This window comes from Actinomadura chokoriensis, assembly GCF_039529475.1.
Lineage (GTDB): Bacteria > Actinomycetota > Actinomycetes > Streptosporangiales > Streptosporangiaceae > Spirillospora > Spirillospora bangladeshensis.
This window is the reverse complement of record NZ_BAAAMW010000008.1, coordinates 329,337-345,627: the sequence shown is the minus strand read 5'-3', so window position 1 is coordinate 345,627 and position 16,291 is coordinate 329,337. Positions and strand designations below refer to the sequence as shown.

10 protein-coding genes are annotated in these 16,291 nt (G+C 74.6%); 4 read left to right on the top strand and 6 right to left on the bottom strand.

Annotation, left to right across the window (positions count from 1 at the left end; translation table 11 throughout):
- Nucleotides 1–57: 57 nt before the first annotated feature.
- The 3 genes from ABFX46_RS20350 to ABFX46_RS20340 form a co-directional block, all read right to left on the bottom strand.
- Nucleotides 58–2,289, bottom strand: coding sequence for a SulP family inorganic anion transporter (locus ABFX46_RS20350; RefSeq protein WP_346044164.1), 2,232 nt, complete (start codon nt 2,287–2,289; stop codon nt 58–60).
- Between the two features lie 141 nt (nt 2,290–2,430).
- Nucleotides 2,431–4,242: a hypothetical protein gene (locus tag ABFX46_RS20345; RefSeq protein ID WP_346044162.1), complete on the bottom strand. Its 1,812-nt coding sequence runs from the start codon at nt 4,240–4,242 to the stop codon at nt 2,431–2,433.
- 268 nt (nt 4,243–4,510) lie between these two features.
- Complete coding sequence (locus ABFX46_RS20340) at nt 4,511–5,104, bottom strand: YbhB/YbcL family Raf kinase inhibitor-like protein (RefSeq protein WP_346044160.1); 594 nt, start codon at nt 5,102–5,104, stop codon at nt 4,511–4,513.
- Between the two features lie 390 nt (nt 5,105–5,494).
- On the opposite strand from ABFX46_RS20340, the gene ABFX46_RS20335 reads away from it, so the two are divergent.
- Complete coding sequence (locus ABFX46_RS20335) at nt 5,495–6,883, top strand: NAD(P)/FAD-dependent oxidoreductase (RefSeq protein ID WP_346044158.1); 1,389 nt, start codon at nt 5,495–5,497, stop codon at nt 6,881–6,883.
- 93 nt (nt 6,884–6,976) lie between these two features.
- Entirely contained in the window at nt 6,977–10,162 is a 3,186-nt protein-coding gene (locus ABFX46_RS20330; RefSeq protein WP_346044156.1) for an ATP-binding protein, read from the top strand.
- A 19-nt stretch (nt 10,163–10,181) separates the two neighbouring features.
- Here ABFX46_RS20330 and ABFX46_RS20325 read toward each other — a convergent pair whose 3' ends face one another.
- Together ABFX46_RS20325 and ABFX46_RS20320 are read right to left on the bottom strand one after the other, a co-directional pair.
- Nucleotides 10,182–10,991: an ABC transporter permease gene (locus tag ABFX46_RS20325; protein ID WP_346044154.1), complete on the bottom strand. Its 810-nt coding sequence runs from the start codon at nt 10,989–10,991 to the stop codon at nt 10,182–10,184.
- Nucleotides 10,988–11,980, bottom strand: coding sequence for an ATP-binding cassette domain-containing protein (locus tag ABFX46_RS20320; RefSeq protein ID WP_346044152.1), 993 nt, complete (start codon nt 11,978–11,980; stop codon nt 10,988–10,990). The genes ABFX46_RS20325 and ABFX46_RS20320 overlap by 4 nt, the downstream gene beginning before the upstream one ends.
- 260 nt (nt 11,981–12,240) lie before the next feature.
- Here ABFX46_RS20320 and ABFX46_RS20315 point away from each other — a divergent pair, with 260 nt between their 5' ends.
- Nucleotides 12,241–12,801 (top strand): PH domain-containing protein, encoded by a 561-nt coding sequence (locus ABFX46_RS20315; RefSeq protein WP_243715023.1) that lies wholly within the window; start codon nt 12,241–12,243, stop codon nt 12,799–12,801.
- The gene (locus ABFX46_RS20310) at nt 12,798–14,225 is read left to right on the top strand and encodes a PH domain-containing protein (protein WP_346044150.1); all 1,428 of its coding nucleotides are present in this window, start codon (nt 12,798–12,800) and stop codon (nt 14,223–14,225) included. The genes ABFX46_RS20315 and ABFX46_RS20310 overlap by 4 nt, the downstream gene beginning before the upstream one ends.
- On the opposite strand, the gene sepH is transcribed toward ABFX46_RS20310, so the two are convergent.
- On the bottom strand, nt 14,197–15,975 hold the full coding sequence (gene sepH / locus ABFX46_RS20305) for a septation protein SepH (protein WP_346044148.1): 1,779 nt from the start codon (nt 15,973–15,975) through the stop codon (nt 14,197–14,199). The genes ABFX46_RS20310 and sepH overlap by 29 nt on opposite strands.
- Nucleotides 15,976–16,291: the final 316 nt, after the last annotated feature.

Genomic DNA, 16,291 nt, shown 5'->3' with positions numbered 1-16,291 from the left:
TCCGCGGTCGGCGCCGGGGCGTGCGGGTCGTCCGGGCGGGGGGACGGCCCGCACCCCTCAGGTGAGGGTGCGGGTGTTCGGGACCTCGTCCGGGACGCGGGCGAACGTCCCGTTGGCGCGGTCGAGGACCTCGACCGTCGCGGTCGAGATGTCCAGGTAGAGGCCGACCAGCTCGATCTCGCCGGACTCGACCCGCTCCTGCAGCCACGGATAGGTCAGCAGGTTGTCGAGCTGCTGCATCACGTTGATCTTGCAGAGCCGGGTGAGGGGCGGCTCGTCCCAGCCGTCCGGGTCGGTGGAGAGGAAGCGCGCGAGGCTGTGGTTGCCGTGGCGGAGCCAGCGCGACAGGCCGGTCAGGCGCTCCACCTCGGTGCCGCCCGCGAGCAGCGCCGCCATCGCGCCGCAGTTGGAGTGGCCGCAGATGGTGATGGTCTTGATGTCGAGGACGTTGGTGGCGTACTCGACGGTGGCGGAGACGGAGTCGTCCGGCGTCCGGGAGCCGTGCCGGGGCACGAGGGCCCCCACGTTCCGGTTGATGAACAGGTCGCCGGGACCGCTCGCGGTGATGATGTTGGGGACGACGCGGGAGTCCACGCACGTGATGAACAGGTGCTGCGGCTTCTGCTTCATCGCCAGCTCGGACATGATCGGCCGGACGAGGCGGGCCGTGCTGTCGTGGTACTCGCGGATGCCGTTCAGGAGCACGTCGGCCGGGGAGGTCTCCGGTGCGTCGAGCTCGGCCTCGGGGCGGCGCCGCCGGTTCGCCCAGGGGGCCCACCAGCGGGCGGGCGGAGCGGCCTTGCCTGGCTGAGTCATGTCACCTGTCACGGCTCTTTCATACCAAGCCTCGTGAACCTCGTCGATGTCGACCCTCCCCCCTTGGCGCTCGTGCGCGATGCGCCACTGGTGGATCGCGTCGAAGGCGGCGTGGTCCATGAAGTCGACGTTGAGGTCCAGATCGACCCCGCAGCCTGCCGGGATCTCCCGCAGCGCCCGCGTCACCCGGGGGACGCCGAGGAAGGTGAACGTCCCTTCGACGACCACGTGCCGGCGGGGCGGGACGGGCCCGTCGCCCGGCACGGGCACGAGCTCCTCCGTCCGGACCGACAGCCGCGTCAGCCGCCGCAGCGCCATCACCGCCATGATCGCGATGCCGACCAGGACGCCCTCGCCGAGGCCCAGCAGCACGACGCCGGCGAGGGTGCCGTAGTAGGCGGGGGCCTCCCGGTGGTGCCGCAGGTCCCGGACGCGGGCGGGGTCGGTCAGCCGGACGCCCAGCACGATCAGCAGCGCCGCGAGCGCCGACAGCGGGACCCGCTCGATGAGCGGCGCGCAGGCCAGCGCGAGGACGAGCACCCAGACGCCGTGCAGGACGGGGGACAGCCGGGTGCGGCCGCCGGCGTCCACGTTGGCGGTGCTCCGCACGATCACGCCCGCCACCGGCAGACCGCCGAGCAGGCCGGACACGGCGTTCGCGGCGCCCTGCGCCCGCAGCTCCCGGTCCAGGTCGGCGGGCGGCACCCCGGGCGGCCGGATGCGGTCGACCGCGACACTGCACAGCAGGGACGCCACCGCGGCCACGAGCGCGACGGACACGACCGCCCCCGCGACCCCGAGCGGAGGCCCGTGCGGCAGGACCGGCGCCGACCAGCCGCCGAGCGGCGAGTCCGGCAGGTCGACCCGCGGCACCGGCAGGGCGAGGGCCCAGGCGGTGGCGGTCGCGGCGGCGACGGCGGGCAGCGGGCCGGGGACCAGCCGCAGCCGGCCGCCGCGCGGCAGCCGCGACCAGCCCAGCAGGACCAGGACGGTCAGCCCGCCCAGCAGCGCCGTCGGCAGGTCGGGGCGGGCGAGCTGGCCGGGCAGCTCCCGCAGGTTGGCGACCGCGGACTGCTGCGGGCTGCCGCCGAGGACGACGTGCACCTCCGCGAGGACGATGACGGCGCCGACCCCGGCGAGCATGCCGTGCACGACGGCGGGGGAGACGGCGAGGGCGGCCCGCGCGATCCGGCCGGCGCCGAGGGCGAGCTGGACCAGCCCGCCGAGCATGGTGATCGTGCAGGTGGCGCGCCACCCGTAGGTCTGGACGAGTTCGGCGACGAGCACCGTGAGGCCGGCGGCGGGCCCGCTCACCTGGAGCGGGGAGCCGCCGAGCAGCCCGGCGACGATCCCGCCGGCGGCCGCGGCGACCAGCCCGGCGGCGACCGGCGCGCCGGACGCGACCGCGATCCCCAGCGAGAGCGGCACCGCGACGAGGAAGACGACGAACGACGCGAGCAGATCCCGTCGCATAATGGACACGTTGCGTGTCTTTGAAGTCACACACCGTATATAAGCATGATTAACCGCGGCTTCGCGGTACGCGCGGGCCCCGACACGGCGAGGGCCCGCCGGATCGGAATCCGGCGGGCCCTCGGTCGTGCGCGTGCGCGTCTAGCGGCGGTAGTTCTCCCAGTCGTCGGCGGGCTGGCGGTTGCCGTAGTGGTTGCCGTCGTTCTGCTGGCCGCCCTGCTGGCCGCCCGGGTAGCCGCCCTGCTGCTGCGAGCCGCCGTAGTAGCCGGAGCCGTACGCCTGGGTCGCGTTCGGGTCGGGGTAGCCGCCCTGCGCGCCCGGGTCGTGCGGCGCGGCCAGCGGGTCGCCGGGGCCGTTGTAGCTGCTGCCGCTGAAGTCGCCGTAGACGCCGCCGGAGCCGGAGCCGCCGTAGGAGTCGTGGCCGCCGCCGAGCGGGTCCTCGTAGCGGGTGGACTCGCCGTAGGCGGGGGCGGTCGGGTAGCCGTCGTTCTGCGGCTGGCCCTGCCCGTAGCCGGACGTCCCGCCGAGGCCGGAGTCGTAGCCCGGACCGGACCCGAGGCCGGAGTCGTAGCCGCCTCCCTGTCCGCCGGAGGGCCCGCCGGACGGCCACGGGCCGGTGTTGCCGGTGCTCGCGGGCGGCGCGCCCGTCCCGTAGGAGCCGGTGCCGAGCGGGTCGCCGAGCGGGTCGTTCAGGGAGCCGCCGCCGTAGGAGCCGCCCGTGTCGGACGAGGACGGCCCGCCCGACGAGCGCTGCCGGTCGGACTGGATGCGCTGGAGCAGTTCGTCCACCGTCGGGAGCTTGTGGCCGTCGGTGTCGGACCCGCCGCCGGAGCCGGCGTGCGCGGCGGCCGGGGCCGGGGCGGGCGGCGCGGAGGGCGGGGGCGAGGACGGGAGCGGCGGGGCCGGGGGCGGTCCGGCCGGCTCGTCGGGACGGCCGAGCGGCAGCCCGAGCGGGTCGGACACCCGCGGGTCGCCGCCGCGCGGGCCGGACGGGCCGAGCGGCATGTCGAAGTCCTGCCGGGGGGCGGGCGGCGGGCCGGCGGCCGGGCGCCCGCCGAGCGGGTCGGAGCCGTAGTCGCCGTAGGACGGTTCGCGGGAGCCGTACGGGGGCTGCTCGGGAGCGCCGTACTGGTCGTGGCCGCCGTAGGAGGAGTCGCCCGGGCCGTAGTCGGCGGCGCCGTACGCGGGCTGCGGCTCCTGCCCGCCGTAGGACGGCTGGTCGGGAATGCCGGGGCCGCCGTAGGACGGGCCGCCGAGGTCGGCGGGGACCGGGTCGAGCGAGGTCGCGCCGGGGTCGCTGCCGAACGGCGCGCCGCCGGGGAACCCGCCGGGGGCGGGCATCTGCTGCGGGCCGGTGCCGCCGCCCTGCCCGCCGTGGCCGCCCGGGCCGCCGAGGCCGTTGAGGACGGTGCCGTCGGCGCTCAGCGAGACCGGCTGGGTCAGCTGCGGCGGCTCGATCTGCTGCTGCTCGGGCGGCGCGGCCTGCGCGTTCAGCGGGTCGGCGGCGAGGTCGGGCTCGGGGCCGCCTTCGTGGTCGCGGTCGTGCTGCCAGGGGAACTTGGGCTTGTCGAAGGTGATCGTCGCCCAGTAGTCGTCGTCCTCCATCTCGTCCGACGCCTGGCCGCTCGGGGCGGGGGGCGGCGGGGACGGGGCGGCGGTGGGCGCGGCGAGCGGCCCGCCGGCGACGCGGCGGTCGGGGACGGGCTCGGGCGCGCGGTCGTAGCCGCCGTCGTAGCCCTCGTCGTACCCGTCGCCGTAGCCGGGGCCGTAGTCGTCGTGGCCCATCTGGTCCTGCGGTGGGACTCCCCGGCGGCCGCGCGGCTGCTGCGGCTCGTCGTCCATCCAGTCGTCGTCGTCGCGTCCCGCCCTGCTGGCCCGCAGGCCGAGGGCCACGAGGACGACCACCAGGACCACGACCACAATGAGGCCGAAGACCACGATGTAAGAAGTCATGCCACCACCCAATGCCTTGGCCCAGCGAGAGTCGCCGGCGCGGACCGCGGGTCCGTCCCGATTGTCGCAAGCGTCCGGATCGTCGCGGGCCTCCGCCGCCGGGGCTCAGCCCGATTCTCTCCGACCGCTATGACCGTTGTCACACCATTCGCGCACATTTACCCTCACACGGCGCGTACCGATCGGCCAACCTCGCCGATCCGCACACCCCTGTCGGCTCCGGCCCCCCGAGGGGTCCGCCCTGACCCTGCGCCTGCGGGCACCACGGTCAACGCGCCTGCTCGCCGCCGAAGTTCCCGATGATCCGCCCGCGTCCGATGGTGTGCTCGGCGATGGCGGGGAGCGAGACCTTCAGTGCGGCGCCGTTCTGGAACGGTGCCGGATCGTCCAACGCGTAGATGGTGAACCGGTACCGATGCTCTTCTCCCTTGGGCGGGCACGGCGGCGCGTAGCCCGCCTTCTCCTCTGTGGTCAACCCTTCGACGGTCCTGTCCAGCCGGGCATCTTCCACGATCTCGTTCACCGTTCCGTCGATGCCCGCGATCACCCAGTGGACGTAGGCGCCGCCCGAGGCGTCCGGGTCGTCCATGACGATCGCGAACGACCTGGTCCCGGCCGGCGTGCCCGACCACCGCAGCGGCGGGGTCTTCCCCTGCCCGCCAGGGTACGTCGTGCAGCCGTACCGCGGGGGCAAGTCGCCGCCATCGCGGAAGACCGGGCTGGTCACGGTGAACCACTCCGACAGTTCGGCGCTCTTGTTCTGCGGCTGCCCGATCAGCCCGCAGCCGCTCAGCACGCCGGCGAGGGCGAGGGCGAGGACGCCCGCCGCGGTCGCCATCGGACGCCGGTCTCTGCTCATCATCGATACGCTCCCGGGCGAGATCGTAGCCCGCGCGCCGCCGGGCCGCCGTCGGCTCGGTCCGCTCATCGGCCGCGCGCGCGTCCCGCCGCCGGCGCCCCCTTCCTCGTCCGCCCCAACGATAGGGCTTTCGCGGGGGTGCGACGGGCGGTTCGCGGCGCCGTTCGCGGGCCCGGCCGACAAAGATCCCTGTGACGTGCGTCATGCGTGCTTTGACCCGTTCCATCCCAATATTTGGGAAGGAGTGGCGGGTTTCACACCCGATCCGGCCCCCAGGTTTACCCGGGCGGGAAGTTCTCCACTTCTTCCCTGGTTATTCGTTGGTGTCAGGCACGTTCCATCGGATAGCTTGTGAATGTCTTCACAAGCCGACCGTGACATTGGAGGGCCGCAATGGCCAGGACCGCCGAGGAGACCTCTGGCGCTCCCCACATCCTCATCGTGGGTGGCGGCTATGTGGGCATGTACACCGCGCTGCGCCTGCAGAAGAAGCTCAAGCGTGAGCTGAGACGCGGCGAGGTCAAGGTCACCATCGTCGACCCCAACTCGTACATGACGTACCAGCCGTTCCTTCCCGAGGCCGCCGCCGGGAACATCTCCCCGCGGCACGTCGTCGTCCCGCTCCGCCGGGTGCTGCCCAAGTGCACCGTGCGCAAGGCGCGCGTCACCGAGCTGAACCACGACGAGGGGTGGGCGATCGTCCAGCCGCTGTCCGGCCCCCCGGAGCGGATCTCCTACGACTACCTGGTCATGGCCGCCGGCGCGGTGCCGCGGCTGCTGCCGATCCCGGGGCTCGCCGAGCACGGCATCAGCCTCAAGACCGTCGGCGAGGCCATCCACCTGCGCAACCACGTGCTGGAGCAGCTGGAGATCGCCGAGTCGACCGACGACGTCGAGCTGCGCCGCAAGGCGCTGACCTTCGTGTTCGTCGGCGGCGGGTTCGCCGGCGTGGAGGCGGTCGCCGAGCTGGAGGACATGACCCGCGACGCGACCAAGTACATGCGCAAGGTCACCCCGCAGGACCTGCGGTTCATGCTCGTCGAGGCCGCCGACCGCATCCTGCCCGAGGTCGGCCCCGACATGGGCAAGTGGACCGCCGAGCAGCTGCGCGGCCGCGGCATCGCGGTGAAGATGAACACCTACCTGGAGTCGGCCGTCGACGGGCAGATCGAGCTGTCGGACGGCAGCAGCTTCCCGGCCGGGACGCTGGTGTGGAACGCGGGCGTCAAGCCCTCGCCCGTCGTCCGGCACGGCGACCTGCCGCTGGACGAGCGGGGCCGCGTCAAGGGCACCGAGTACCTCACCATCGAGGGCCTGGTGCGGGCGTTCACCGCCGGCGACAACGCCGCCATCCCGGACCTGACGCAGGAGGGCATGTTCTGCCCGCCGAACGCGCAGCACGCCGTCCGGCAGGCCAAGCTGCTCGGCGACAACATCGTCCGGTCGCTGCGCGGCAAGACGCTCAAGCCGTACGTGCACGCCAACATCGGCGCCGTCGCCGGGCTCGGCCTGCACAAGGGCGTCGCGCAGACCTACGGCTTCAAGGTCAAGGGCTGGCCGGCGTGGTTCATGCACCGCAGCTACCACGGCGCGAAGGTCCCGACCTTCAACCGCAAACTGCGCGTCGTCGCCGACTGGACGCTCGCGCTGTTCCTCAAGCGCGAGACCGTCTCGCTCGCGACCGTGGAGCAGCCGCGCGCCGACTTCCAGCTCGCCGCCCTCGACGACCCCAGGGTCACGACCGCGGCCGACACGGGCGCGGCCAAAGAGACGGCCGCCTGACCCGGCCCGGCCCGCGCTCCCTCCCGGCGCCCCGGCGGTTCCCCGCGAACCGCCGGGGCGTTCCGCGTTCCGGGAGTAAGGGACAATCGCCGGGTGCGGATCGGGATCCTGGGGCCGCTGGAGGTGCGGGCGGCGGACGGCGGCACGCCCGTCGCCGTCGGCGGGGCACGGCTGCGCGCGCTGCTGACGCTGCTCGCGCTCGACCCCGGCGCGCTCATCCCGGCCGAGTGGATCATCGACGCGCTGTGGGAGGACGGCGTGCCGGGCGGCGCGCCCAACGCGCTGCAGTCCCTCGTCCGGCGGCTGCGCGCCGCGATCGGCCCGGAGCTGGTCGAGACCCGTCCCGGCGGGTACCGGCTCGCCGTCCCGCCGCGGGACGTGGACGCCCACGACTTCGAGGCGCGGGTCCGCGACGCGCGCCGGGCCGCGTCGCCGGCCGACCGGTCGGCCGGGCTCGCCTCGGCGCTCGCGCTGTGGCGCGGCCCGGCGCTCGCCGACGCCTCCGGGCTCCGGTTCGCGGACGCGCCCGCCGCCCGCCTGGACGCGCTGCGCCGCGCCGCGCTGGAGGAGCGGCTCGGCGCCGACCTCGCGCTCGGCCGCCACGCCGAGGTGATCCCGGAGCTGCGCGCGCTCGCCGCCGCCGACCCGCTCCGCGAACCCGTCACCGCGCTGCTGATGCGCGCCCTCTACGCGGCCGGGCACCAGGCCGAGGCCCTCGCCCGCTACGACGAGGCCAAGCGCGCCCTGGGGGAGGGGCTCGGCGTCGACCCGTCCCCCGAGCTGGAGGCCGTCTACCTGGCGGTGCTGCGGCGGGACCCGTCCCTCGCACCGGCCGCACCGCCGCCGCCCGTCCCGTCCGATGAGCGCACGGGCAACCTGCCCGCCCGGCTGACCAGCTTCATCGGCCGCGGCACCGACCTGGAACGGGTGGACGGCCTGCTGGCGCGGGCGCGGCTCGTCACGCTGACCGGCGCCGGCGGCTCCGGCAAGAGCCGGCTGGCGCTGGAGGCCGCCGGACGGGCGCCGGGCGACGCCTGGCTCGTCGAACTCGCCCCGGTCACCGACCCGGCCGAGGTCCCCGCCGCGGTCAGCACCGCGCTCGGGCTCCGCGAGATGGCGCTGATCGGCGGCCACGCGACGGCCCCGAACCCGCTCGACCGGCTCGTCTCCGCCCTGTCGGGACGGCGGCTCCTGCTGGTCCTGGACAACTGCGAGCACCTGCTGGACGCCGCCGCGCGGCTCGCCGGGACCGTCCTGGAGACCTGCCCCGGCGTCCGGATCCTCGCGACGAGCCGGGAGCCCCTCGGCATCACCGGGGAGACGCTGTGGCCGGTCGAGCCGCTGGAACCGCCGCCGCCGTCCGCCGGCCCGGAGGAGGCGGCGGCCTCACCGGCCGTCCGGCTGTTCGCCGACCGGGCCGCGGCCGTCTCGCCGGGCTTCGCGGTCACCGCCGGCAACGCCGCCGCGGTCGTGCGGACCTGCCGGGCCCTGGACGGCATGCCGCTGGCGATCGAGCTGGCCGCCGCCCGGCTCCGCGCGATGACGCCCGCGCAGGTCGCCGACCGCCTCGACGACCGGTTCCGGCTGCTCACCGCGGGCAGCCGCACCGCCATGCCGCGGCACCGGACGCTCCGCGCCGTCGTCGAGTGGAGCTGGGACCTGCTGGAGGAGCCGGAGCGGACGCTCTGGCGCCGCCTCGCCGCCTTCCCCGGCGGCGCGACCCTGGACGGCGCCGAGGCCGTGTGCGCCGGGCCCGGCCTGGACCGCGCCGCCGTCCTCGACCTGCTCACCGCGCTCGTCGACAAGTCGCTGCTGACCATCACCGGCCCCGAGCCGCGCTACCGGATGCTGGAGACGATCCGCGCCTACGGCCTCGAACGCCTCGCCGAGTCCGGCGACGAGGCCGCGACGAGGCGGGCGCACGCCGAGTACTTCCTCCGCCTCGCCGAGGAGGCCGAGCCGCACCTCTACCGCGCCGGCCAGCTGCCCTGGCTGCACCGCCTCACCGCGGAGCTCGACAACACCTCCGCCGCCCTGCACTGGGCGATCTCCGCGGGCGACGCGCCGCTCGCCATGCGGTTCTGCGCGGCGCTCGGCTGGTACTGGTTCCTGCACGGCCGGCTCGGCGACGCCGTCGACGGGCTGACCGAGATCCTCGCGCTCCCGGACGTCCCCGACGACGAGACCACCGCCCGCGCCCTGGCGATCGGCGCCCTCACGCTGCTGGACGACCAGCAGGGCGCCGACCGCATCCCGAGCTGGCTCGCCCGCGCGGAGGGCATCTGCGGCGGGCTCGACCGCGCGTCCCTGCACCCGGTGCTGCGGCTGATGCTCGAGACCGCCCAGATGTACACGGGCGGCTGGAACCCGGCGTCCGCGCCCGGCATCGACACCCTGCTGGACGACCCCGACCCGTGGGTGCGCGGCCTGGCGTACTTCGTGCGCGGCCAGATCGCCAACAACTTCGGCCGGACCGGCCAGATCGAGGACGACTTCGACCGCGCCCTCGCCGCGTTCCGCGAGTCGGGCGACCGCTGGGGCCTGTCGGTCACCCTGACGTCCCAGGCGGAGATCCTCGGCCGCCGCGGCGACCACCGCGGCGCCGTCGGCCTGTACGAGGAGGCCCTGCGGCTCAACGCCGAGCTGGGCGGCGGCACGGCCGGGCTGCTGCACGTCCACATGAGGCTGGCGAACGGCCTGGACCTCATCGGCGAGCGCGACCGGGCCGAGGCGCTGCTGCACGCCGCCCTCCGCGACTCCGTCTCCACCAACGCCGAGGAGACGGCCGCCCTCCACTACCAGCTCGGCGAGTTCGCCCGCCGCTCCGGCGACACCGCCGAGGCGCTGCGCCGCCTGGCGCACGCGGACGAACTCACCGCGGACCTCCCCGGGCCGGCCCAGTTCCGCGCCATGATCCTCTGCGCCCGCGCCCAGCTCGACCTGTCGATGGGCGCCGTGGACGCCGCCACCGCCCGCCTGGACGAGGCCCTGCGCGCCGCCGCCCGGGCCCAGGACTACCCGATCGTCTCCCACGTCCTGGCCGGCCACGCCGAACGCGCCCGCGTCCTGGGCGACCCGGCCCGCGCCGCCGAACTCCTCGGCACCGCCGACGCCCTACGAGGCTCCCGCGACCTCTCCCTCCCCGACGTAGTAGCCATCGAGACCGCCACCCGCGCAAACCTGAGCGAAGAAGCCTTCACAACCGCCTACAACCAAGGCCGCACGAAAACCTTCAAAGACGTCCTAACCACCTTCGCCCTCCCCCAAGACCCGCCATAGGGGGTGGCCCCCTGGGGGATTACGCGCGCTGTTTGAAGGCGCGCAGGGAGAGGGGGGCGAAGACCAGGGAGATGCCGACGCCCCAGGCGAGGGCTATCCAGGCGTGTTCGAAGACGGGGCCGCCGACGAGGAGGCCGCGCATCGCCTCGACCAGTTGGGTCACGGGGCTGTTGTCCATGACGAAGGCGACCGGGCCCGGGATGCCGTCGGTGTTCGGGATGAACGCGGTGCTGAGGAAGCTCAGCGGGAAGATCACCACGAAGCCGAAGATCTGCACCTTCTCCGGTTCGTTGACCTTCATCGCGATGTAGACCGACGTCCAGGAGAACAGGACCGCGAAGGCGAGCAGGAGGACGAACGCGCCGAGCAGCGCGAACACGTTCGTGCCGATGCGGAAGCCGATGGCGAAGCCGACGAGCAGGAGGATCAGCATCGACCACGCCTGCTTGGCGGTATCGGCGATGATCCGCCCGGCGAGCGGGGCGCTGCGGGCGATCGGCAGGCTGCGGAACCGGTCGAACACGCCCTTGGTGATGTCGGTGTTCAGCCCGAAACCGGTGCTCATCCCCGCGAACAGGGCGTTCTGGGCGATGATGCCGGGGATCACGACCGGCAGGTACGCCTCGACGCTTCCCGCCATCGCCGGGCCGAACACGTACGCGAACAGCAGCACGAACATGATGGGCTGGATGGACAGGTCCAGCAGTTCCATCGGGTTGTGCTTGATCTGGACGAGGTTGCGCCAGGCGAGGGTGGCCGTGTTGCGCACGGCCGTGCCGGGCGCGACCCGCTTGGACAGGTCCTGCGGCGCGAGTGACGCGGTGGTCATGTCGACGCCCCTTCCTTGTCGACGGACTGGGCCAGTTCGCCGGCCTCGGCGTCGATGTCGTCGGTGTGGTGGCCGGTGAGGGCGAAGAACACCTCGTCCAGGCTGGACTTGCGGAGCGACAGCTCGCCGACCGCGACGCCGGCGTCGTCGAGGCGGCGCACCACCGCGGGCATCAGCCGCGGGTCGGTGATCGGCGCGCTGATCAGGCCGTCGCGCAGCTCCGGCTCGGCGCCGGCGAGCTCGCCGACGATCTTCGCCGCGGCGGCGGCGTCGCTCCCCTGGAGCGGGCGCACCTCCAGCACCTGGCCGCCGACCTGCGACTTCAGCGTGTCGGACGTGCCGTGCGCGATGACCTCGCCGCGGTCGATCACGATGATGTCGTCGGCGAGCTGGTCGGCCTCCTCCAGGTACTGCGTGGTGAGCAGGACGGTGACGCCGTCGTCGGTGAGGCCGCGCACGATGTCCCACAGGCCGCCGCGGCTGCGCGGGTCGAGACCGGTGGTCGGCTCGTCCAGGAAGAGGATCTGCGGGCGCCCGACCAGGCTCGCCGCCAGGTCGAGGCGGCGGCGCATCCCGCCGGAGTAGGTCTTGGCCGCGCGCTCGGCGGCGTCGGTGAGCTGGAACCGCTCCAGCAGCTCGGCCGCCCGCGCCCTGGCGGCCCGGCGCGGGATGCCGAGCAGCCGCCCGATCAGGAGGAGGTTCTCGGTGCCGGTCAGCATCTCGTCGACCCCGGCGTACTGGCCGGTCAGGCCGATGAGCTGCCGCACCTTGTGCGCGTCGCGCAGCACGTCGAACCCGCCGACCTGCGCGGTGCCGGCGGTCGGCTCGATCAGCGTGGCGAGGATCCGGGTCATGGTCGTCTTGCCGGCGCCGTTCGGCCCCAGCACCCCGAGGACCGTCCCGGGTTCGGCGGTGAGCGAGACGCCCGCCAGCGCCCGGGTCTCACCGAACCGCTTCTCCAGGCCCTCGGCCTGGATCGCGTACGTCATGTGATCTCCTAGGGAGTCGTCTGCCGGACGTCTGTGCCCCTCCGATGGGGGACCAGCCAAAATATGCGGTGTCCGGGGTGGTGTGCATTCGGTTTTCCTGCCGCCCCTTGCCGCGCCCCGGCCACGGGCGCGGGACGCGTCACCAACATCGCACGCGTCACTGACAAAACGCCGCCGGCCGCGCGATCGTGCCGCCGATTCCGGCGGCGCGCGCCGGACGGAGGGGCTGGAGGAGGCCTCCGGCGTTCTAAACTCGCGGTGTGACGACGGTGCGGCGCGGTCACCACGAGGACGGCGGGGGGCCGCACCCGCCGCGGCTGCGGCCGCCCGAGAACCGGGTGTCGCCGCGCGCCGTCGCGCACTGGGCCATCGAGTACCTGCTGCTGTGGGGGCTCGCGTTCGGGCTCGCGCTGGGCGTGGCCGCCTGGGTCGGCGACTCCGACTGGGACGCCCTGCCCGGCTGGGCGTCCGGCCGCGTGGGGTGGCTGCCCTACATCATCGGCGCCGCGGGGCTGCTCATGACGACCGTCGCCCCCGTCTGGCGCTACCGCGTCCACCGCTGGGAGGTCAGCGCCGACGTCGTCTACACCCGCACGGGCTGGTTCAGCCGCGAATGGCTCCTCGTGCCCGTGGGCCGCATCCAGACCGTCGACAGCAAGCAGGGATGGATCGAGCGGATGCTGGGCCTCGCCACCATCGAGGTCAACACGGCGTCCCACACCGGCTCGTCGGAGCTGTCCGGGCTTCCGGTGGACGTGGCGACGCGCCTGGCCGAAGACCTGGCGCACCGCGCGCACGACCTCCGCGACGACGCGACGTGAACGTGCGGCTGCATCCGCTCACGTTCGTCGTCGGCGCCGTCCGCGAACTCATCGCGCTGCTCGCGGCGGGGGCCACGGGGCTCCTGGTCGGCGGCATGTCCACGGCGTTCTACTTCACGCTGGTCGGCCTCACCCTGGGGCTGGTCTTCCACGTCGCCGACTGGATGACGTTCACCTACGTCCTGCACGACGACCGCATCGAACTCCGGCGCGCGCTCATCGGGCGCTCGGTCAAGAGCATCCCGCGCGACCGGATCCGCGGCGTCGACGTCAGCGCGTCCCTTCCGCACCGGCTGCTCGGGCTGGCGATCGTCCGCATCGACGCGGGGGCGGACGGCGGCGAGGGCGAGCTCAACGCGGTCTCCCGCCACGAGGCCGAACGGCTCCGCCGCGTCCTGCTGGCCAGGGACGGCCATGCCCCGCCCCAGCGCGTCCTCGCCCGCATGAGGCCCCGCTGGTACGTGTACGCCCCGCTCAGCGGCGCCTACCTGCTGACGCCGTTCGCGGTCGCGGGCAGCCTCCTCGGCACCCTCTACAACCTCGGCGACGACCTGGGCCTCATCACGCGGGAGCGGGTGGAGAACTTCGGCCACGACGTGGTGGGCCTGTCCACCGCCGTCGTCCTCGCGCTGATCATCCTCGTGCTGATCGCCATGCCGGTCATGTCGGTGATCGCCTTCACGCTCTTCAACTGGGACTTCACCGTCCGGGAGCGGGACGGCTCGGTCATCGCCGAGCGCGGCCTGGTCACCCGCCGCAGCGTCTCCCTCGAACGCCGCCGGCTGCGCGGCGTCGAGCTGATCGACAACCCGTTCGAGCGCCTCGCCGGGGTGGCGCGGGTCGGCGCCCTCATCACCGGCCTCGGGGACGCCGCGCACCGCGGCCGGCTGCTGCCCGCCGCGCCCCGCCCGGTCGCCGAGTCCCTCGCCGCCCGCGTCCTCGGCCCCGTTCCCGCGCCGCTGACCGCGCACCCGCCCGCCGCCCGGGGCCGCCGCATCGTCCGCGCGGCGGCGCCCCCGGCCGCGTTCGCGGTGCTCGCGGTGCTGGCCGGCCCGCCGTGGGTCGCCTACCTGTGCGCGGGGCTGGCCGTCCTCGCCGTCCCGCTCGGCCTGGACCGCTACCGGCAGCTCGGCCACGCCTCCGGCGGCGGGCGCCTCACCGTCCGGTCGGGCTCGCTGCGCCGCCGCCAGATCGTCGTCGAGCACGGCGCCATCGTCGGCTGGCGCATCCGCCGCACGCTGTTCCAGCGCAGGCTCGGCCTCGCCACCCTCGTCGCCGCCGTCGGGGCGGGCGACGGCGGCTACTCCTCGGCCGACATGGCGGAGGAGGACGCGGTGGCGCTGGCCGCCGCGATCACCCCCGACTGGGTCGCCCCGTTCCTGGCCGCCCCGCCCCCTACTCGGGGCGGCGCGCCCCGAACATGATCTCGTCCCAGGACGGGACGGAGGCGCGCTTGCCCTTGGCCTTGCGGCGCCGCGCGGGCCGCTGCGCCGCCGGTCCCTCGCCGCTCGCGGCGGCGGGCGAGCCGGTGGCCGGCTTGTCCTGGGCGGCGGCGGGCATGGTGGGACGGGTCGCCGGCTTCTTCTTGGCCGGGGCCCGCGGCGGCTGCCGCGGCGCCGGAGGCTTCTTCACCGGCGCCGGCTCACTCCGCGCAGGCTCCGTCCGTGCGGACTCCGTCCGTGTGGACTCGGTCCGTGTGGACTCGGTCCGCGTCGGCTCCGTGCGTGCCGGCTGGGGCTCGGCCGATGCGGCGGCTCCGCGCGACTCCTGCTCCGGCTCGGGCTCCGGCTCCGCTTCGACCGCTTCCTCGGCGGCCACGGGCTCGGGCGCCTTGCCGGTCTGACGCTCGGGCTCGTCCCGCCGCGCTTCGTCGGCGCCGTCCTCGGCTTGGACGGCAGCCTCCGCCGGAGGCTCGGCATGCTCGGCCTCGGCCGGCTCCTCGGGCCGCGCCTCGGCGACGGTGTCCTCGGCCTGCTCGTCCTCGTCGTGCGACTCGGACGCCTCGTCGGCCTGCGCGGCCTCCTGCTCGTCTTCCGCGGAGGCGGTGGCGGGCTCCTCCGGCCGGTCGGCCGGCTGCGCCTGAGCGGGCTCTTCGGCGTGCGCCTCCTCGCCGGACTCGGCGGCCGCGCTCTCCTGCGCCTCGGCGGTTTCGCCCTCGCTCGCGAGGGGCGTCGCCTCGTCCTGCTCCGGGGCGGTGCCCGGCGTCTCGGACACCTCGCTCACCGAGCCCGCGGCCCGCGCGTGCGCGGCCTCGGCGGCCTCGTCCGGCTCGCGCTCGTCCCGCGACGGCGCGGGGCTCGGCGCCTGCGGCGGGCGCGGGGACGCCTCGCCGGGACGGAACCCGGCCGGTGCGGACGCCTCGCGCAGCGGCGCGCTCTCCGGCGCCTCCCGGAAGGCGGGACGCGGGTCGATCATGCGGCCGCGCTCGATGATGTACTCGCGCGCCTCGGCGGCGCGGAACGGCCCTGGCGGCCCGGCCGGACCGTGCTGCTCGGGCTCGGCGGGCAGCCCGCGCACCTCCCGGTCGCTGCCGACGACCTTCATCGCCGGACGGCGCGGGACGAGCGGCGTCACGGTGTCGGACAGCCCGTCGTCGTCCCACTCGACGGAGGTGAGGCGGGCGGCGATCTCATCCAGCGGGGAGACGTGCCGGCGGCGCGGGTCGAAGGTCCACTCGGCGGCGTGCGGGCGGCCGCCCTCGAAGAAGGACAGCCGGACGCGCCAGGTGCCGTCCTCGCACTTCCAGGAGTCCCACTCGACCTCTTCCAGGTCGACGCCGCCGCGGCCGAGCCGCTCCTCGACGGTCTCGCCGAGCGGCGGGCCGGGGGTGGACTCGCCCGGCCGGCGCACGGTGACCCGCTGCGCCTGCTGGGCCATGTACTCGCGTTCCTGCAGGACCGGTCCCTCGAACCAGCGGACGCGCTCGACCGGGATGCCCGCCGACTCGGCGATCTCCTCGGCGGTCTCGCCGGACCGGATGCGGGCCTGGATCTCCTTGGGGCGCAAGGGACTCTCCACTTCGATCTCGAACTGGCCGAGGCGGGAGAAGTGCCCACGGACCGCTGCGCGGAGCCGGTCGTCGACGGGCAGGGTGAACCGGGTGCCTCGGCCCGCGGTGGCCAGGACGAGGTACGTACCGTCCTCGCTGACCGCGACGAGGCGCAGCTCCTGCATGCGTGTCCTTCCTGCCCTGTCTTGACGGCACGGAGGACCCCGGACCGGTCGACCGTGCTGTCACGGTCGGCCGCCCGATGCCCACCGAGGGCGCATGCGTGCCCTTTCCCCCGGGTTCCCGAGTCTCTCTTCCGGACACACCTGCTGCCAGCACCGTACCCGGCATGTCCGAACATCGCCGCTCTCGAAGCCCTCTTCACGAGGTCGAAGAGGGCACCTGACCAAGCTTGCCCGCGCCGCGACCCGCGAGAGGGCGCCATGCCCGATTCTTGTGCATCCTTTTCCACACTGTGCCTGAGAGGCGGCCCGGGTTCCA